Annotated in this window: 12 protein-coding genes; 2 read left to right on the forward strand and 10 right to left on the reverse strand. The window is 59.5% G+C overall.

Features of this window, described 5'->3' with window-relative positions:
• Positions 1 to 86: 86 nt before the first annotated feature.
• From LIY45_RS08185 to LIY45_RS08230, 10 genes are all read right to left on the reverse strand, one after another.
• On the reverse strand, positions 87 to 1,397 hold the full coding sequence (locus LIY45_RS08185; RefSeq protein ID WP_226475929.1) for a sugar ABC transporter substrate-binding protein: 1,311 nt from the start codon (positions 1,395 to 1,397) through the stop codon (positions 87 to 89).
• A 267-nt stretch (positions 1,398 to 1,664) separates the two neighbouring features.
• Positions 1,665 to 8,168: a hypothetical protein gene (locus LIY45_RS08190; protein ID WP_226475930.1), complete on the reverse strand. Its 6,504-nt coding sequence runs from the start codon at positions 8,166 to 8,168 to the stop codon at positions 1,665 to 1,667.
• Between the two features lie 136 nt (positions 8,169 to 8,304).
• Positions 8,305 to 9,210 (reverse strand): AraC family transcriptional regulator, encoded by a 906-nt coding sequence (locus LIY45_RS08195; RefSeq protein WP_017475598.1) that lies wholly within the window; start codon positions 9,208 to 9,210, stop codon positions 8,305 to 8,307.
• 72 nt (positions 9,211 to 9,282) lie between these two features.
• Complete coding sequence (locus LIY45_RS08200; protein ID WP_226475931.1) at positions 9,283 to 10,566, reverse strand: glycosyltransferase; 1,284 nt, start codon at positions 10,564 to 10,566, stop codon at positions 9,283 to 9,285.
• A 71-nt stretch (positions 10,567 to 10,637) separates the two neighbouring features.
• Entirely contained in the window at positions 10,638 to 11,720 is a 1,083-nt protein-coding gene (locus LIY45_RS08205) for a nucleoside hydrolase (RefSeq protein WP_226475932.1), read from the reverse strand.
• Positions 11,721 to 11,747: 27 nt separating this feature from the next.
• Positions 11,748 to 13,058 carry an MFS transporter gene (locus tag LIY45_RS08210; RefSeq protein ID WP_226475933.1) on the reverse strand — a complete coding sequence of 437 codons (1,311 nt, stop codon included), beginning with the start codon at positions 13,056 to 13,058 and terminating at the stop codon, positions 11,748 to 11,750.
• A gap of 141 nt (positions 13,059 to 13,199) precedes the next feature.
• A complete protein-coding gene (locus LIY45_RS08215) occupies positions 13,200 to 13,832 on the reverse strand; it encodes an N-carbamoylsarcosine amidohydrolase (protein ID WP_003215327.1) in 633 nt (210 codons plus the stop codon).
• Positions 13,833 to 13,969: 137 nt separating this feature from the next.
• Positions 13,970 to 14,722 (reverse strand): Asp/Glu racemase, encoded by a 753-nt coding sequence (locus tag LIY45_RS08220; RefSeq protein ID WP_088424308.1) that lies wholly within the window; start codon positions 14,720 to 14,722, stop codon positions 13,970 to 13,972.
• Positions 14,723 to 14,733: 11 nt separating this feature from the next.
• On the reverse strand, positions 14,734 to 15,543 hold the full coding sequence (locus LIY45_RS08225; RefSeq protein ID WP_226475934.1) for an alpha/beta hydrolase: 810 nt from the start codon (positions 15,541 to 15,543) through the stop codon (positions 14,734 to 14,736).
• Positions 15,540 to 16,673 (reverse strand): FAD-dependent monooxygenase, encoded by a 1,134-nt coding sequence (locus tag LIY45_RS08230; RefSeq protein ID WP_226475935.1) that lies wholly within the window; start codon positions 16,671 to 16,673, stop codon positions 15,540 to 15,542. Before LIY45_RS08230 ends, LIY45_RS08225 begins: the two co-directional genes overlap by 4 nt.
• 308 nt (positions 16,674 to 16,981) lie before the next feature.
• Here LIY45_RS08230 and LIY45_RS08235 point away from each other — a divergent pair, with 308 nt between their 5' ends.
• Positions 16,982 to 18,034: a 2,5-dihydroxypyridine 5,6-dioxygenase gene (locus tag LIY45_RS08235; RefSeq protein ID WP_226475936.1), complete on the forward strand. Its 1,053-nt coding sequence runs from the start codon at positions 16,982 to 16,984 to the stop codon at positions 18,032 to 18,034.
• Positions 18,035 to 18,224: 190 nt separating this feature from the next.
• On the forward strand, positions 18,225 to 18,659 hold the full coding sequence (locus tag LIY45_RS08240) for a MarR family transcriptional regulator (RefSeq protein WP_226475937.1): 435 nt from the start codon (positions 18,225 to 18,227) through the stop codon (positions 18,657 to 18,659).
• Positions 18,660 to 18,748 lie beyond the last annotated feature (89 nt).

Here is an 18,748-nt window from a genome sequence, read left to right on the forward strand (position 1 = left end):
CTGACAGACCGAGGTGTCTGCATCGCAGGCAAGCCAGCTCCCACCAAGAGCCTTCCACATAAAGCATTTACGGTGGTGTGCCCGCTTTACTTGGGATAACCAGCCCGCTTCATTTCGCGTTCGGTGAAGGTCTGTGCATCCGCCAGGGCTTTTTCGGCAGTGGAGCCACCGGTCAGTGCGCTGGAGAAGAACTTGCCGACCTGGGTACCAATCGCCTGGAATTCAGGAATGGTCACCAGCTGGATGCCCACATACGGCACCGGCTTGGCCGACGGGTCTTTCGGGTCGGCGACTTTCAGCGATTCCAGCGTCACCTTGGCAAACGGCGCGGCCTTCATGTATTCGTCGCTGTAGGTCGACTTGCGGGTACCTGGCGGTACGTTGGCAATCCCGTCGGTCTTGGCGACCAACTGGCTGTATTCCTTGGAGGTGGCCCAGGTGGTGAAGACCTTGGCGGCGTCCTTGGCTTTGGAACTGGTTGGAATCCCCAGGGACCAGGAGTACAGCCACGAAGTCCCTTTCTCGGTTTTTTCGTGGGGGGCAAAGGTGAAGCCGACGTGGTCAGCCACCTTGCTTTGGGTCTTGTCGGTGACGAACGAGCCGGCGACGCTGGCGTCGACCCAGATCGCACACTTGCCGCTGTTGAACAGCGCCAGGTTTTCGTTGAAACCGTTGCTGGAAGCGCCCGGCGGGCCGGACTTCTTCATGTTGTCGACGTAGAAGTTCAGCGCGTCTTTCCACTCAGGCCCGTTGAATTCCGGCTGCCACTTCTCATCGAACCAGCGTGCACCGTAGCCGTTGGCCAGGGTGGTGATCAGGGCCATGTTCTCGCCCCAACCGGCTTTGCCCCGCAGGCACAGGCCGTACTGTTCCTTGTCCCTGTTGGTGAGCTTCGCGGCGAATTCACCGATCTGGGTCCAGGTGGGGCGCTCGGGCATGGTCAGCCCGGCGTCCTTGAACAGGTCGGTGCGGTAATAGGTGATGGAGCTTTCGGCGTAGAACGGCAGGGCGTACAGCGAGCCCTTGACGGAAAGGCCGTCACGCACGGATGGGAAAACGTCGTCCAGGTCGTAGGCAGCAGGCAGGTCCTTCATCGGTTCCAGCCAGCCTTTGGCGCCCCAGAGTGCAGCTTCGTACATGCCGATGGTCAACACGTCGAACTGCCCGCCCTGGGTGGCGATGTCGGTAGTGAGGCGTTGGCGCAGGACGTTTTCTTCGAGTACCACCCAGTTCAGCTTGATCTCCGGATGCTCGGTCTCGAAGGTTTTCGAGAGCTTTTGCATGCGAATCATGTCGCTGTTGTTGACGGTGGCAATGGTCAGGGTTTGCGCGCCAAGACTGACGGCGCTGAGGGTCATGCAGGTACAGGCAAGCAGAGCTTTAGCTGTGAACTTCATCGCGCACTCCATTTCTGCGCCCAGGGGCTACAGAAGGACAGTTATTGTTGTTGTGTCTTCCACGACAGCTGGAAGAGTGTGCGTTGATTACAGCCTTCAATTGGCGTGCTGACAAATCCTTGGGAGCACTCTTACTGATACTTTTTTGCACTCGCACCTAGGGTCGATGAAAGGGTTTATCGGCGTGTCATAAAAAAGGCAATGCCGCACAATCAATGTGCGGCATTGCCCGATGCAGAGCGGTTGCTGGGCCGCCCGTGTTTTTTATTAGATATCGGGCCTTTTTTTCAGCGTGGTCAGCTCACTTATCCACCTCGGGTACAGAGGGCTACGCCAGTCTCCGGCGGTGTAGATCTGTTGACCCTTGGCGGCCCACTCGGCCATCTTTTTCTTCAACTCGCCGGTGTACTCTGACGCCTTGCAAGAAATATCCGCCCAAGGGTCCACGATCCAGGCGTCTTTCCACTCGGCCTCTGAAAAATCCACGGTACTTTTGCCTACGGCGGGTGGCCCTCCGACCACTGTAAAGACATGGTCTCCACCGTCGACGTACCACGTCCTCGCTGTTCCGCCACTTTTTCTGATGATTTCAGCGCTGGCTTCTGCCATTTCCCCGCAATTGCCGGCGCCGTATTTCAGGATGTTTTTAACCTGTACGGCTGAGCTTCTCATCCACGTGACGATCTGTTCAGCGACTGCCATTCGGTAAGAATCATCAGCTTCATTTGGGGCGAGCTTGTTGACGGCCCCTACGCCTGTAGCCTTGACCTGTGAGTCAACGGATTGCTTGGCGCCGTCGGCGTAGAATTTGTTTTGTTGCTCCGCGGTCAAGCTCGCGAAATCCGCCGGCTTATCCAGCGCCTCGATGTCCACCGATTTGAGAACAAGCTGATTATTTGAGTTGTTCAGTTTGTTCATCAACTGATAAACAAACTCGCGCTTTTTCTCGTTGCTGAAGGACGCGATGCTGGCTTTCAGATTGTTGACTTCGGTCGGTGTATATCCAGCGGCTTCAAGTTTTGAGAAGGCTGAGTCCATGGAGGGAAGCGAGACGAACTCTTTTCGCGAGGGCACACCCGCCAGTTCAAGAAGACCTTTGGTTTCATCGACGTGTTTCTTAACCAGCGCGACTTCAAAGGGTGAAGCCAGCTCTTCGACTTTCTTGAAGTTGAGTACCGTCGAGTTTGCCTCGAACCGGCTGTAGTAAAACGTTAAAGGATCGGCTTCCACAACAAGGTACCGTTCGGTTGCGCCCGTGGATGTTTGAACCAGGGCTATTGTGCCACGTAGCTCGCGTTTGTCGTTGCTTAGGCCGCTGATAGCATCCAGTTTGACAATCCGGGTATTTTGCTCAAGGTTGGCAAAGGTTTCCGTATCAAATAAACCAAAGTTCGGGTCTTTGATGAGGGTGCCGGTTGTGGTGGGAAGATATTCAATAGGCGTCTGCTGGCTGCGTTGTACTGTTGTGTAAACGCCGTCTTTTTCGACGACATCGAAGAGGCGCCGCTCATAAATAAGGGTTTGGGGTTTTCCGGCAACCTCGGGCGAAGGATGCAGCCGCATGTGCTCCAGGCCTTGCACCAACTTCGCGGTATTGCCGTTGAGGTCCGCTACGACCTTTGTGAAGCACAGGCCGTCGGTCGCGCGTTTTTTCCTTGGCCCTGCGGGGGGGCAAAAGGCTTCGAGGTCCTTTGCACTGCTCTTGAAGTGATCAGCCGAGTCAAGATCAGTTAGAACACCCGGTTCCTTGGGGTCATAGCGATATACCTTGTCGCCGATCTTCACGTCGGAGTAGGTGGCGCGATTGATGACCTGAGCGTCTTCTGCAAATAACCGATCGGGCATCACGACGTCGGTGCCGTCCGGCAGCCTCTGCGATTTTAATGCAACGGACGTTTCCGAGCGAAAACCTTCCAGCGGCGGACCATAAGCCGTCATGGTCTTGGCGTCGTAGGCATACCAGTTTTCGCCCTGGCGCACGGCTGTGCCTCTGAACGGGGCCGAACCGGCGGAGCCCGGGATAATGCCATTAGCCATGTCGGAGGTCGGGGGACGTTCTAAAGCCACCCGATCACTCAGGGCGCCGCCTTGCATGCGATTGAGCGAAGTGAGCGATTTTGACGTGCTGGTACTGGTCACATCATTGACCGCTACAGAGCGGGCCACGTTTTCAACGCCCGATTCGGCGATCTCTTCCCCGATGCTTACGGCCGCGCGCTCAACACCCTCCGCTTCGAATGACCATACCTTTCCCAGTACGCCAGGAAGGACGAGGCCCAGCGCATCAAAGAAAAGGTCCTTGCCGGCCTCCACATAATGGCCTTGGTACAGGTCTTCGATTGACGAGACGCCAGGGACCATGCGTGCCAGGAAGTTGAGCTTTTCAAGGGGCGTAGACGCTTTATCCAAATGCTCCAACCCGTCATATCCACGGTTTATTGCCTTGAACTCATCTTTACGCAGGAACAGAGAATCGACGGTGGTTGTAGCGATGTTCTTAAGTTGCTCACTTGCGTAGGCGGGTGCGCTGTTTGGGTTGATGTTGCCGAACGTGACCATGCCGGTGCTGACCAACTCCCCGTCGATCATGGTGTCCGGTGTAATGCGATCGACAATAACGTTGGAGTGAACCCCGGTTCGTGGGGCTGCCGAAGAACTGAAGGCAGCAAAGTCCAGGGGTAATGAACGCGGGCCTTCGTCGCCTCTGTCGGTGAATTTGCCAAAAAAAGGCCTGGAGCCCCCGATGGGCATGGGGTTGGGCAACCCCGGCAGTTTTTTTACCGTGTCGGCATCGGGGAAGATGCCAATGTCACTGGTTTTTCCATCGGCACCGGTTGCACGAATGATGATGCCGTGTCGGCCTTTCGTACCTTTCTCGGCCTTCAAGTGAGTCCAAAAGCTGGTGTCTGTTTCCCGGACGCTGAAGTACTCCACACTGCCATAAGCCAGCCTGTTACGGTCCTCGACTGGAAGTCTGGACAACATGTCTCTGATTCTGACGATGGAATGCTCTCGACGCGGGGCATAGTCTTCGTCGAAGGCGCGCTCGTACTGAGCATTAACGTCGGGTAATTTGTCGGCTCCTTCCTGCAGTGTCTTGACGGGAATACCGCTGTCGCCGTTGGGCCAGGCAGAGTCGCTCGAGCTAGGTTTCAAGTTGTAGTTGTGAAGGTTACCCAGTTCTCCGGCCACATAGAGGTCGACCACGCTATAGGGTTTTACCGACTTTCTGTCTTTCCTTCTAAGCACCTTGTCTTCATAAGGAATCTCTGTTCCGAACTGTGCCCTGAGGTTCTCAAGCGCCAGGGATGTGCGAGTGGGAATAGGGTGCGAGCGCAAATAGCGGTTGGCAGTGCCCACCTCATTGGTCTGCCTGGTCAGGGCCTGGCGACACTTCTCCACTTCTTCGTTGGAGTAGTTGTCCGTTTCGTTTTTATCAATGACGCGATTGGCGATCCCCCAATCGATCACGGGGTTTGTCTGGGCCCTGATCAGATGCAGCTGTTCAGTCCTGGAGATAGGCTTGACCTGATTGAAATCCATGACCTGCTTGTAAGTCATGCTGGAGGCGGCCCCAGGCGCTATCTGTTCAATACGGTTCACTGCCGTATGAAAGGCTGCCCATTGATGCGTTCCGTAAAGCAGGCTTGTCGGTAACTCCTTTACAAGAAACTGCGGTGCAAAGCCTGCCATAAGCACCCGCGCGGCTATCGCTGCGTGTGCAGGCGACATCTTTTTGCTGGCGACGAGGTGTTCTGTCACGTCCTGTGATATTTCACTGGCAGGGCGCCCCCAGTTGCCCGGTTTCGTAAAGTCATAACCTGCCACGCTGGTACGCTTCGTACCGGCTGCCGGATCCAGATCAAGCACGATCGCGGTCAGCAACCACTGCTTCAGACTGTATGGGGTCGCTGCACCTTTCATATGCTCCTGCAGATCCGTGGCCATGTCATGGCCCCTGGCACTGGACAGAAGTTGTTCCAGCGCTTGATCGGGATCCGAGCTGAGGTGCGGGACACGGGCGTTCATGATGTTGAAGAGTCTGTTAGCGGAGCCGGTCATTTCCAGGTAAGACGTTACCGCTCGACGTTGGGCGGGACTCAGCGAGAGGTCGGTGGAAAGAAACCCCCACCTGTTGCCGAGGGCAGGCGCTTGCGGCACGGGGGTGCTCAGTGCCAACTGTAAGTTGTCATGGTCCGCCGCCGACTTTACGGGGTACCAGCCGTTTTCTGCGATGAAGGCATTGGCATTTGTAACGCCTTTAGGCTGGTGAGAGGAATCCGGGTCGACGGCAAAGCGTGTGGAGTTTTCCGACAGGTTCCTGTTGATGATGCCGCGCTTGAGCTGGTCGATTAACGCGTAACGATCGTTGCTGTCGCCTAAAGCGGTTTTGTGGCGGGTCAGTCGGTTCACGTGTTGCGTCGGATTTTCCGGTTGCTCGGGAAAGCGCTGTGTGCGGCCCATCAGCGCGGCCGTGTTGGCGAATTGCTCGCTACTGTAGTCGGCGTTATCAATGCCATAAAAATGAGCAACGAGCTCATAAGGCGCCCGGTCGGCGGCGGTGTAGGACAGCATGATCGACTTGTTGTGTGGAACCAGCGCCTGTGCCGCGTTCACGACAAATGAGAGTGCGTCGAAGTGTTCGGGGTACTTTTGCGCGAAATCCTTGGCTTCAAACCGCTGATCCACGCCGTTGACCTTAGCGATCAAGACCATGCCGGCCGGATCGAAGCGCAGAGAGGTCAGGTCGACATTCTGCTGTCGGGCCCATTCGGTGAAGCCGCGCCCTTTCAGGGCTTTGCCCAGGAGGTCCCACCACTGGCCGAACAGGCTGTTCGCCGGTATGGGCTCGATGATTTTCGAGGAGGCCTGGGTCGCGTTGGTTTTCAGCTCTAGCATCACACGGTGCACTGTGGCGGCCAGCGCGCTGTCGCCGCGTGCCAGCTCGTCCTGAGGCGAGTCCACGCTTTGCACTGGCGCGCCCTGGCCGGCGTTGACAGCCGCCGCCAGGGTTTCAAGGCTGGAGAGAGGTACGGGAGCATCCTTGAGTTGCTGCGTAACGGCCTGCTGTAGCGCGAGTACAGCGGCGGATCGGGGGTCATTTGCGTTTGGGTTGATCAACGCCTTGAAGCCGTTGTGACTGGCCATCTCTGCACTTTTGCCCAGCAACGATTGAAGCCGGCGTTGCTGATAGTCGGCTTGGCGTATGTCTTGTTGCTCGGGAACCCCTTCGTTATAAAAGTTCAGGACTTGATACAGCTCTGCAGCAGGGGGCGTCGGGAAGGTAACGCTGCCCCCCGAGTTATTGTTCATCTGTTGGACGGCATCCTTTATTTCATCCCAGACAGCGCTCCAACCCGACAGGTCGTTCGCGTTGAAGGCGGTATCAACGCCGTTCACCTTGGCGGTTAAATCACCGGTAACGGGATTTATGGTGATGCTGCGGGGGTCAATGTTGTTGTTCCGGACAAACGTTGAAAATGTATTACCAGTCAATGCCGTCAGCAGGTTTTTGCGCACCTGGTTGAATGTCGAATACTCCGGAACTTCCTTGAGCATCACCGGGAACTCATAGTCTCTGGCTCGGGGCTCGCCTGTCAGTTTTATCAGTGCCTGGCTCGATTGCTGTGCCAGCGTCTGGTCGGCGTCTTTAACTTTCTGGGCCACAGTCGAAGGTGCAAAGTTTTCCAGGCGCTGTTTCAGTTGGTCTGGCGGTAAATTCACGACCCGCGCAATGGCTTCTTTTTGTCGTCGCTTGATCGGCGCGTACGGCGTCGCGTAGAGCGGGTCCTCGCTGGTGAGTGCGCTGAAGTTGCCGTCGCGAAACAGTTGTCCGATGGTGAACAGCGTGTCGGAATCTTCGATGCGGCCCAAATTCAGGCCGTAGAAGCTCGCGATGTCAGAAGCCGACGCATGGTCTCGGCCCTGGAGTCCTATCAGGGTGTACGGGCGGCCTGCAGTGATTTTTTTGACGGCTGCCATAATCGCTGCTGAAGCGGCCGCCCACTGGGGATCCAGGTTCGGGTCGAAGGTGACGGGCCGGGTATCTCTGTGTTCGGTCAGTATGCCGGTGGTGTCGATGGACAGTTTGGAGGTATCGATCAGACGGTCCTGAGCGAATGACTTGAAGGGTTCCGAGTCCAGCGCGTCAGCCAGTTCGTTCCAGGCCTGGCCGAAGGTGGAGTCACGCGGTACGAGCACCTTGTCTTCGCTGACAGGGGAACTGCCTTGCTCGGCCGCCAGCCGCTGGCGGATCAAACTGTTGGCGACACCTATGGCCAATTGTCGGTCGCCATTGTCGATCAAACCCTCGGCAAACTGACCGACCACTGCATTGGGTGAAGTGCTTGCCGTGTCATTTTCAAGAAGATGTCGGGTAGCACGAGACAGGACAGGGCGAGTGCTGGCTCTATCGTCGAGTATTTCCTGAACAAGCTGAGCATAGGTCTTTTGCGGATTGAGTGCGCTCGGCTGGTCCAGCAGTTGGTTGACTTCATCTCTCAGCGTCGCGTCTGTGAGCGGCGCATGGGCGTTTTCAATCAACCGGGAAATTTGCTCGGCCACACTGGGCTGTTCTTTTGTCACTGCGTACCGGAGCAACTGTTCGGTGCGCTGTCGGGCTTGCAACGGTATTTCACTTTGAATCTGCGTTGAAGGTTTATGAAAGATCTCGATAACTTGAGAAGTCACTGGCGTCGGGGATGTTGTAGGCGGCGCCTGATCGGGTGTGGTAATGGCGGAAGGGGCGTGTAACGATTGGACAGTGATCATAGGGATTTCGCGACGCTCAGGGATTGAGAAGGGCCGGGTACGGGGCGGACCTTCAGTGTGTGGCCGAGCAGTTGGCGACGTTCCAGTATCGGAGCGAAAGGGCGAGGTTAGTTGTAAGAGCGTGTACTGGGGGGCATCAAGCCAGGTTCTGCTCAGTCAGGCGCTGCACGGCCAAACGCCGGTAGTGGGACGGGGTCATGCCCTTGAGCTGCTGGAAGCGGCGGTTGAAGTTGGAAATGTTGTTGAAACCCGACTCAAAACACACATCGGTCACGGCCTTGTCGCCATCGGCCAACAGTTCACAGGACTTGCTGATGCGCAGCCGATTAACGAATTCGATGAAGGTGCGACCGGTGGCTTGTTTGAATACGCGGGAGAAGTAGGTGGGCTTCATCCCGAGGTATTCGGCCACTTCTTCCAGGGACAACTCCCGCGCGTAGTGGGCAAAGATGTAGTCCACCGCGCGGTTGGTGCGGTCGATGCTGTGTTCGTCCGCCAGTTGCGGGGTGGTCACGCCGGAGAGCAGTTGGTAATCCTCGCAGGCACTGAGCACCTCCATCAGGATGAAGAAGTGCCCCAGGCGCGCCATGCCCTGGGCGTCTTCGATGCGCTGCATCAGGGTCATGGCCTGGGCGATGGTCTTCTTGCAGCGAAATTCGATGCCGTACTGCGCGCGCTCCAGCAGCGGTGCGAGGGTCTTGAGTTCGGTGAAGATGTGGCTGCCGTTTTCCAGCAGTTCATCGGTGAAGTTCACCAGCATGTCGCGCTTGGGCACCACTTCGTCCTCGGCCACCTGGCTGATCCAGTTGTGAGGCAGGTTGGGGCCGGTGAGGAACAGGCTTTCCGGGTAGAAGTTGCCGATGTAGTCGCCGATGAACACCTTGCCGGAGCTGGCGACGATCAGGTGCAGCTCGTATTCCTTGTGGAAATGCCAGCGCACCAACGGGCACGGGAAGCCATGTTGGCGATAGATGATGGACAGACCGTTGTGATCGTCCATCAGCTCGTAGGAAGGGTCGGTGATTCGCGTTGCTCGGGTCATGCTGCCGTCGCTTTATTGTGATTGCGCTCAAGATAATGCCCCCTTGTACGCAACCTCGCCAGCGTCAAGCGTTTAAAGGTTGCGGTTTTTTGCCTCGATCCACTGGGACATGTACTGGGTACTTTTGTGCAGATGGTGGCGCAACATGCTGCCGGTAAAGTTGTGGCGGCGGTGTTCGGCCAGGTGGTTGCGGCAGTGTTCCAGGCAGTGGGTCAAGGCCGGGCCGTGGACTTGCCGGGCATAGCGCCGGGCGAGTAATGGGCGGCCATCTTCCTGGGCGCGAGTCCAGCGTTCGCGGTCCTGATACAGTGCCACTGCTGCGTCAGCCAGGGCGCTTGCGCTCTGTTCAATCGCGCCGGGCCAGGGTTCGCCCATGGCTTCGGCGCCCACCGGCGTGGTGACACTTGGCGTGCCGCAGAGCATGGCGTCCACCAGCTTGCCCTTGATACCGGCACCAAAGCGCAGAGGCGCCAGGCAAATGCGCGCGGCGGTCATCACCTGCAAAGCGTCTTCGGCCCAGTTCATCACATGAAAACCCTGCGCGGGATTATGCAGCGCCGTGGCCTTGGGCGGTGTGTAGGCGCCATACACATGCAACTGTGCGCCGGGCAGTTGCTGGCGGATCCGCGGCCAAACGCTGTTTTTCATCCATAACACCGCATCCCAGTTCGGCGCATGGCGGAAGTTACCGATACTCAAAAAGTGCGCTCGGTCTTCAAACGGGGCGAAGTCGACGGTTGGCAGGTCGACCATCAACGGGCACCAGTGGAGCAGGGCGGCGGGCACCTTGAAGTGTTCGGTCAGCAACCGGATCTCCACATCGGAGATCATCAGGCTGATGTCGCAGCGGTAGATCGCGGCGAGCTCCCGCTTGGCGAGGTCGGTGTCGGCCATGTAAGCGAATTCGGCGGCGAGGTCCTGGCTGAACAAAGGGCTGAAGTCGTCAGCCTCCGGTTGCGTCTTCAGGAAGTCCTTGAGGCGCTGTTGACGGGCGTCCCGCAGGCTTTGCAGGTCCGAGCTTTCCAGTACGCGAAGGGCATTCGGGCAGCATTTCTCTACGCGCCAGCCGAACTGTTCTTCCATCATGAAACGGTCGAACAGCACGATATCGGGGGCCAGTTCCGTGATGAAGTCATCGAAACTGCTGTTATTCAACTCGATCGTGCATTCGCGAATGCCCAGGGCGGGCAGGTCGGCCTTGTGTTCGCCGGTGACGGCCGGGCTGCTGAAGGTGATGTCCCAGCCTTGGGCCAGGAAACTCTCCAGAATCTGCATCATGTGCCCGCCGGCCGCCGAGGAGCGGGGCTCTGGCCAGACGTAGCCAATGACCAGGACTTTGGTGGCGGGCTGATTCATCGACAACGGATTCCTTGAAGGGCTGGGCAAATGCGCGCAATTAAACCACAGCCCCTCAAGTTCCGGCGCAGTCAGCGGAAGATGTTGACCGGCGTCGGCAGCGTCACCAACCCTACATACCCGTCCCAGAACTGCTTCTGGTCCACCGCGAACACCACCTTGGCCTTTTGCGTGCCGAGCGGCGCGCCTTTCTTGTAGCCCAGTGCCCGACCGTAGTCGGCGCCGAAGGTGGCGTCCACGTCCACCCACAGCTCGCGGGATTCGGTGACGATCCCGGGGTTCACGAGAAACAGCGCCGGCAGGCTGTCCCAGGTGAAGCTGTGGTAGGCCGGGTCCTTGTCGAACAGCGGCCCGAACTCGTGCTTGTACAGGTCGGCAATCGGGCCTTTGTGGGCAATCACCCGCTCATACACCGACTTGTCGAAGGTGACTTTCTCACAGACATCGTTGGGAAAAATCACGTGTTCGATGGGTGAGCGCAACACGATCTTCGCGGCCTCCGGGTCGAACCACCAGTTGAACTCCGCCGCCGGCGTGGTGTTGCCCGGAATCTCCAGGGCGCCGCCCATGTACACGATGCGCTTGATCAGCGGCACGATGTCCGGCGCCGAGCGAATCGCCAGGGCAATGTTGGTCAGCGGGCCGACCGCCAGGATCGTTACCTCGTGGGGGTTGGCCCGTACGCTGTCGACGATGAACTGGGCGGCGGTTTCCTTGCGCAGCCTGGTGTGGGTCGCCAGGCCGTCCGGTGGCGCGACCCGTTGTGAGGCACTGGTTGGCCGCGGGTTCTTGAACGCACCCGGCCAGCCGGAACCGAACAGGGCTTTTTCCGCCTCATAGGTGGCGTAGTCATGCAGTAGCGGGTAGGCGGCGCCGGAATACACGCCGACTTCCTTCTCCACACCCATGCGTTCCACCGCCTTGAGGGCGTCGACCTGTTCCTGGTCGACCCAGGCGTTGCCGCTGACCAGGGTCATGCCCAGCAGGTCGATGCGTTTTTGCCCGTGCAGCTGGGCGAGCATGATAAAGGCCTGGCCGTCATCATTGAGCACGTTGAAGTCGGTGTCGAAAATGATCTTTTCTGCGGCCTGCGCCGTACCGGCACACAGGCCCACGGCGACAAGCAGGGCACAGCGCTTGATGAAACCTTGCATGGAGACTCACCCGAAAAATTGTTGTTGTTAGCGGTTGACCAGCTTCGCCGGCAAGGCGATCACCAGGAAGCTGCTGAGAATCAGGCAGCCGGCAAAAAACCACAAGGCCCCCGCGCTGCTGCCGGTGACGTCGATCGCCACCCCCATCAACGAGTTGCTCACCAGGCCTGCGATGTTCGCCAGTGAGCAGGCCAGGGCAAACCCGGTGGCCGCTGCGGTGCCCTTGAGAAAGGTCGCCGGCAGGCTGAAAAACACCGGCACCGCACCGATGATTGCCGCGGAGGCAATCGCAAACAAGGCCACGGTGGCGACCACGTTATGGGTGAAGAAGGTGCTGGTGGCCATCGCCGCCGCGCCGATGAAAAACGGCACGATGATGTGCCAGCGGCGTTCGCGGTGTTTATCGGAGCTGGCGCCGATCAGCAGCATGCCCAGCAGCGCCGCCACGCTGGGCAAGGCGGTGAGGATGCCGATGTGGAAGGTGTCGGTGATGCCGGCGTTGCGGATAAAGGTTGGCATCCAGAAGCCCATGGCATAGGCGCTGAGCAGGATCGAGAAGTCGATACCGCCGAGCATCCATACCTTGAGGTTGAAGAACCCGTCGCGGAAGCTGTGCTTGCTGTCGGCACCGTCGGCGTCGTCCTTGCGCAGCTCGCTTTCCAGCAGGGTCTTTTCGTCCGGCGACAGCCACTTGGCTTGCTGATAGGTATTGGGCAATGCCCAGAAGGTCCACACGCCGAGCAGCACGCTGGGCACCGCTTCGATCAGGAACAGCCACTGCCAGCCGCGCAGGCCGCCCATGTTGTCGAAGTGGCCCATGATCCAGCCGGACAACGGGCCGCCGATCACGCTGGACAGCGGCAGGCCGATCATGAACAGGGCGATGATCCGCCCCCGGCGATGGGTGGGAAACCAGGTGGTCAGGTAATACAGCACGCCCGGCAGGAACCCGGCCTCGGCGGCGCCCAGCAGGAACCGCAGGATGTAGAACTGGGTGGTGGAGGTGACCAGCATGGTGCAGGCCGAGAGCAGGCCCCAGGTGATCATGATGCGGGCGATCCAGATCTTCGCGCCGACCCTTTCCAGGATCAGGTTGCTCGGCACTTCGAAGAGGATATAGCCGACAAAAAACAGCCCGGCGCCGAGGCCGAACGCGGTTTCGCTGAAGTGCAGCTGGTCGAGCATCTGCAGTTTGGCGAAGCCGATATTGATGCGGTCCAGGTAGGCCGCGAGGTAGCAGAAACACAGGAACGGAATCAGCTTCCAGGTGATCTTGTGGTAGAGCGTGTTGACCGGATCGGCGACCGTAGTCGCGGGCGCTGCATTCGCAATGGGCATTGGGGTGTCTCCTGGCGGTGACTTATGGTTTTTATACAGCCGCTTTTGTTCCAGCACTTCGGAGTGCTGTGAAAGCGACGTCCAAAGGCAGTGTCAGAAGAGTGCAAGACCGCGCTCTGTGGCGCGGTTCTTAGTGAAACGTTATTGCTCCTTGAACTTGCTCATGGCCTCCTGCTTGCTGACCACGTCGCCGTACTTGCTGTCGATATCAAACAAGTTCGCTTCATGGGGCGCCGGGTGACGGTCGCCGACGCATTCGCGCACGACGATGGTGCGAAAGCCGTGTTGCACCGCATCCACCGCCGTGGCCCGGATGCAGCCGCTGGTGGAACAGCCGGCGAGCACCACGGTGTCGATGCCCTGGGCGTGCAGCATCGGGGCCAGGCTGCTGCCGAAAAACGCACTGGCGTATTGTTTGGTGATCACCACTTCATTGGCCAGGGGCAAGACCTCGGTGCAAAAGGCGGCGAGGGGATTGCCCTCCACCATGTCTTTCATCACCGGGGCCTTTTTGACCCAGATACCGCCGTCGGCGAAATGGCCGGGATGGTAGCGGATATTGGTGTGCACCACGCTGATTCCGTGACGCCTGGCGCAGGCCAGCAGCTCGACGCTTTCGGCCACGGCGATGCGCACTTCGGGGGCAAACAGCGGGGCGCCTTCGGTGGTATAGCCCTGCATGAAGTCGATCATCAGCAGGGCGGATTTTTTGCCGAAGCCGATTCGGTTGCCCCAGACGCCCTGGTAGTTGGCGTCGGCGGATTGTTCGCTCATCTTTCAGTCCTCGGTAATGGACAGTGCACATACCTTGTGGCGAGGGAGCTTGCTCCCGTTGGACTGCGTAGCAGGCCTGTTTTTTGGGGGCGCTTCGCACCCCAGCGGGAGCAAGCTCCCTCGCCACAAAAGCGATTTCAGTAGGCGCCGGAGAGTAGGGCGCCGGCACCGGGGACGATGGGTTCCAGGTCCAGGGCCTTGAGCATGGCGTAGGTGGTGGCGATGGCGGCGGTCAGCACCGGCAGGCCGGTCTGCGCTTCGACCTTCGCCACCACCGGCAGCGACTGCATCTGCACGCAGGCCGACAGCACGATCACGTCGACGCCTTCCAGGTTCATCCCGGCGACGATGGCCGGCAGGTTGGCCGGGTCGTGGCGGGCCACTTCGAGGTTGTCGGGGATCTCCAGGGCGCGCCAGTCCACCACGTCAAAGCCTTCTTCGCGGATGTAGTTCACCACCAGCTCAGTGAGGGGTTTCATGTACGGCGCGACAATGGCGATGCGCTTGGCGCCCATCACTTTCAGGCCTTCGATCAAGGCGCCGGCACTGGTGATCACCGGGGCGTTGGCGTCGTTGTCGGCGGTGGCCTTGCGCAGGCGTTGCTCGGAGTTACGGTGGTAACCCAGCCCCATGGCCATGATCGCCACCAGGCAGGCGTAGCCCAGCACGTCGACCTTGGCGTCGGACAGCTCGATGGCGCAACGGTCGGACTCGCCGTCCATCGCGGCCAGCTCTTCCTTGCGCACTTGCTTCATGCGCATGCGGCTGGAGTGAAAGGTGAAACGTTCCGGACGGATCGCCTGGCGTGCATTGAGCATCGCCGGGATCTCGGTTTCCATGGTGGTGTTGGAACTCGGCACGATCTGGCCGATGCGGTAAGGCTTGAGCATGGTGGTCTCCGTTATGCAGTCAGGGGCTGGCCGAGGAAGTCGCCGAAGGCGGTGAAAAAACCTTCAAGGTCGTCCCAAGGGATCATGTGTCCGGCATTCGGCACATGGGCGACCTGCAGGCCTGGCTGTAACTGCCGGACTTGCGCAACATCTTCCGGCTGAATAACACCGCCGCGTCCGGCAACAATTAACAGGGCAGGGGCCTTCAGGTGCGGCAGATCCTGATGGAAGTCGACGGTGTGGAAGTCGTTGAAGGCGCGAACGATGGCCGGCTCGTAGCAGGTGTGCAGCCATTCGGCGCGCAGTTGCAGTTGTTCGTCGGTCCAGGTGGGGCAGAAGGCGCGCATTGCTTCAGCGTCCATGCCCAGCAGCGACTGACGAATCGAATCGACGTACCACGGCAGCTTGCTCGGGTATTCCCGGCGGCCGGGGCCGGACACCGGCGGGTCGATCAGCACCACACGGTTGACCCCTCGTGGATGGCGCACCGCGCTGCGCACGGCAAACCGCGCGCCCATGGAGTGGCCTACCAGGTGATAGCTGTCGAGCTTGAGGGCATCGGCGAAGGCGCCAATGTCATCGGCGCAGGTGTCGGCGCTGTAGTCCAGTTCCGGGCCGGTGGATGACAGGCCACGCCCGCGCACATCCAGCACATAGGTGTCGAAATGCAGGCCCAGGCGTTCCGCGACAAACCCCCAGGTAATCGCCGGGCTGGTGATGCCGGGAATCAGGATCAGCGCCGGGCCTTTGCCGCCATAGCGCAGGTAATGCTGGCGAATGCCGTTGGCCTGGACGTTGCCGCCGTAGAGAAAGCGGCTCACGCGGCCACCCCCGATTTCAACGGTTGGGCGTAGAGGTCATAGCCGTAGACCCAGTCCGGATCTTCCTGGGTGCGCAGCCAGGTGTTGGCGTTGGACACGGCCTGTACCCGTGACGCCCGTTCCTTGCGGTTGGCTTCATACAGTTCGAAGGCGGTGCGGTAGTCGCTGATGCCGGTCTCCTGCAGGCAGCGGGTGAGCATCGCAGCGTCTTCGATGGCCATGCCGGCGCCCTGGGCCATGTGCGGCTTCATCGGGTGGCAGGCGTCCCCCAGCAATACCAGGCGACCACGGCTCCACAGCGGCAGCGGGTTGCGGTTGCGCAACGGCCATTTGGTCACGCTTTCGGTGGATTCGATCAGGGCCTGGACGGTGGGGTGGTAGCCCTTGAAGGCATCGAACATCTCGTCCCGGCTGCTGTCGACGAAGGCGCCCTGGAAGTCCCATTCCGGGTGCGGCACGCCGGTGACGTAGTAGTACTCGTCGCGCTTGCCGGTGGTGTAGTAGACCATCATGTGCCGGTCCTCGGTCCACCACTTGATGCAGTCTTCGAACTTCAGGTCGTACTTGGCCAGTTGATCGCCACGGATCAGCGCACGGTGGGCGACCCAGCCGCTGTACAGCGGTTTTTCCGCGCCCAGCAGTTCTTCACGGATACGCGAGTTGATGCCGTCGGCACCGATCACGATGTCGGCGTAGGTCACCTCGCCGTCGGCGAAGGTCAGGCGCACCTGGGTATCGGTTTCCTCGAGGGTTTCCAGGCGTTTGTTGAAGTGCAGGGTGCCGGGCTTGAGGGTGGACATCTGCAGCGCGTGCAAGTCGCCACGGTGCACGGTGATGTAGGACGCGCCGTAGCCGGTGAGCGGAATGCGGGACAGGTAATCACCGGTCTCACCGTCGCGGCTGAACCAGTGCTCGGGGTGCGAGCCCATCAGGTCCAGCTGCTTTTCAATGCCCATGCGCCGGAAGATTTTCATGATGTTGGGGCCCATGTGGATCCCGGCACCGAGACGGGAAAACTCCGGCGCCTGCTCGTAGATATCCACGTCAAACCCCGCTTGTTGCAACAGGGTGGCAGCGGCGGCACCGCCAAGGCCGGCGCCGACGATTGCGATTTTTTGTGTGCTTGCCATGGGGCGTGGTCCTCTTTTTCGAATAATGGCCGGCGGCGTCTGTCCGCAAGGTTTTTAAAGTGTATACGCTCATTTTTTCAAATGAAAAGCCCACGCCTTAAAAATTGTTTTTTTGGCCATATCGATCCCCTGTAACTGGTTGTCTCCATATATCACTGGGCTTGTGTGGATTCGTAACGTTTTGGCGTGGTGCTTGCAGTCCATGCTGAAATCAGTTCTTATCGTGATTAATTGGCGTATACGCTATAAAAACGCACTAGAGTGAAGCGCCCTGCAAGATCTTGGTGCAGCAGCTGAGGAGACAGGAAATGCCGGTAAGTGATTGCGAACTGACCCAGATGTTTGAGCACGTGTTGAAGCTCTCGAAGGTCGACCCGACCCAGAGCGTCGCTGTGCTCAAGAGCCATTACTCCGACCCGCGCACCGTGCGCGCCGCGATGGACGCGGCGCAGCGCCTGGGGGCCAGGGTGTATGCGGTGGAGTTGCCGTCGTTCAACCATCCCCGGGCCATGGGCAATGACATGACCGCCTACTGCGGCGACACCGCGCTGACCGGGAATATAGCGGCCCAGCGGGCGCTGGAAGCGGCGGACCTGATCGTCGACACCATGATGCTGTTGCACTCGCCGGAGCAGGAACAGATCCTCAAGACCGGCACACGCATCCTGCTGGCGGTAGAACCCCCGGAAGTACTGGCGCGCATGCTGCCCACCGAAGAAGACAAAGTGCGGGTGCTGGCCGCTGAAGCGCTGCTGAAAAAGGCCCGTTCGATCCACGTCAAATCCCGCGCCGGCAGCGATTTTCGCGCGGCGCTGGGGCAATACCCGTCCGTCACCGAGTATGGTTTTGCTGACGAACCCGGACGCTGGGATCACTGGCCGAGCGGCTTCCTGTTCTCCTGGCCCAACGAAGAAACCGCCGAAGGCGTGCTGGTGCTGGACATCGGCGACATCCTGCTGCCGTTCAAGACCTATACCCGGGAGAAAATCACCCTGGAGATCGAGAAGGGCTTCATCACCAAAATCCACGGCGGTTTCGAAGCCGAATACCTGCGCGACTACATGAAATACTTCAACGACCCCGAGGTGTACGGCATCTCCCACATCGGCTGGGGCCTGCAGCCACGGGCGCAATGGACGGCGATGGGACTGCACGACAAGAACGACGGCATGTGCATGGACGCCCGGGCGTTCTACGGCAACTTCCTGTTCTCCACCGGCCCGAACACCGAAGTCGGCGGCACCCGCAAGACCCCGTGCCACATGGACATCCCGCTGCGCAATTGCGATGTCTACCTCGATGACCAAGCCGTGGTCATCGCCGGCGACGTCGTAGCCCCCAAGGCCTCCCTGGCCCACTGACTATCCCCTGTGGGAGCTGGCTTGCCTGCGATTGCGGAGTGTCAGACAGCACAGAGCTGGCTGATCCACCGCTATCGCAGGCAAGCCAGCTCCCACATTCGATTCGGTTCCTTCAGTGGCTGATGCTTGAGTCCAATCCACAACCCCGCCATCATGCCACCCCATCGACCACCGCCTTCCCGAGCCCGCCGTGCCTGATTCCTACGTTTTCTCCGAGCAAGTCGGTCACCTGTTGCGCAAGGCCTACCAGCGCCACCTGGCGATCTTCCAGCAGAATGTCGGCGACTCCCAGCTCACCGCCGTGCAGTTCGTCACCCTGTGTGCCCTGCGCGATCACGGTGCAAGTTCGCTCACCGAACTGGTCAAGGCCACCGCCGTCGACCAGGCGACCATCCGCGGCATCGTCGAACGCCTCAAGGCCCGCGAACTGATCACCCTCGAACCCGATCCCCAGGACAAACGCAAAGTCGTGGTCAACCTGTCCAACTCCGGCGCCGCCCTGGTGCAGCAAACCGTGCCTTGCGCCGCCACCATCACCGAACTGACCCTGAGCAACCTCAACCCCGCCGAACGCGTGGCCGTGCTGTTCCTGCTGCGCAAAATGATCGACGACCCCCAAACCTGACCCGATTCCCTGTGGCGAGGGAGCTTGCCCCCGCTGGGTTGCGAAGCGACCCCAAACGATGGGCCTGCTGCGCAGTCCAGCGGGAGCAA

This window comes from Pseudomonas sp. MWU16-30323 (assembly GCF_020515595.1).
In the GTDB taxonomy this organism is placed as follows: Bacteria; Pseudomonadota; Gammaproteobacteria; order Pseudomonadales; family Pseudomonadaceae; genus Aquipseudomonas; species Aquipseudomonas yamanorum.

Excerpts from the sequence above, each read along its gene's own strand:
- LIY45_RS08205 (WP_226475932.1), bottom strand. The coding sequence starts at position 11,720 with ATGCAAGGTTTCATCAAGCGCTGTGCCCTGCTTGTCGCCGTGGGCCTG.
- LIY45_RS08235 (WP_226475936.1), top strand. The coding sequence starts at position 16,982 with ATGCCGGTAAGTGATTGCGAACTGACCCAGATGTTTGAGCACGTGTTG.
- LIY45_RS08195 (WP_017475598.1), bottom strand. The coding sequence starts at position 9,210 with ATGACCCGAGCAACGCGAATCACCGACCCTTCCTACGAGCTGATGGAC.
- LIY45_RS08185 (WP_226475929.1), bottom strand. The coding sequence starts at position 1,397 with ATGAAGTTCACAGCTAAAGCTCTGCTTGCCTGTACCTGCATGACCCTC.
- LIY45_RS08210 (WP_226475933.1), bottom strand. The coding sequence starts at position 13,058 with ATGCCCATTGCGAATGCAGCGCCCGCGACTACGGTCGCCGATCCGGTC.
- LIY45_RS08190 (WP_226475930.1), bottom strand. The coding sequence starts at position 8,168 with ATGATCACTGTCCAATCGTTACACGCCCCTTCCGCCATTACCACACCC.
- LIY45_RS08230 (WP_226475935.1), bottom strand. The coding sequence starts at position 16,673 with ATGGCAAGCACACAAAAAATCGCAATCGTCGGCGCCGGCCTTGGCGGT.
- LIY45_RS08200 (WP_226475931.1), bottom strand. The coding sequence starts at position 10,566 with ATGAATCAGCCCGCCACCAAAGTCCTGGTCATTGGCTACGTCTGGCCA.
- LIY45_RS08220 (WP_088424308.1), bottom strand. The coding sequence starts at position 14,722 with ATGCTCAAGCCTTACCGCATCGGCCAGATCGTGCCGAGTTCCAACACC.
- LIY45_RS08215 (WP_003215327.1), bottom strand. The coding sequence starts at position 13,832 with ATGAGCGAACAATCCGCCGACGCCAACTACCAGGGCGTCTGGGGCAAC.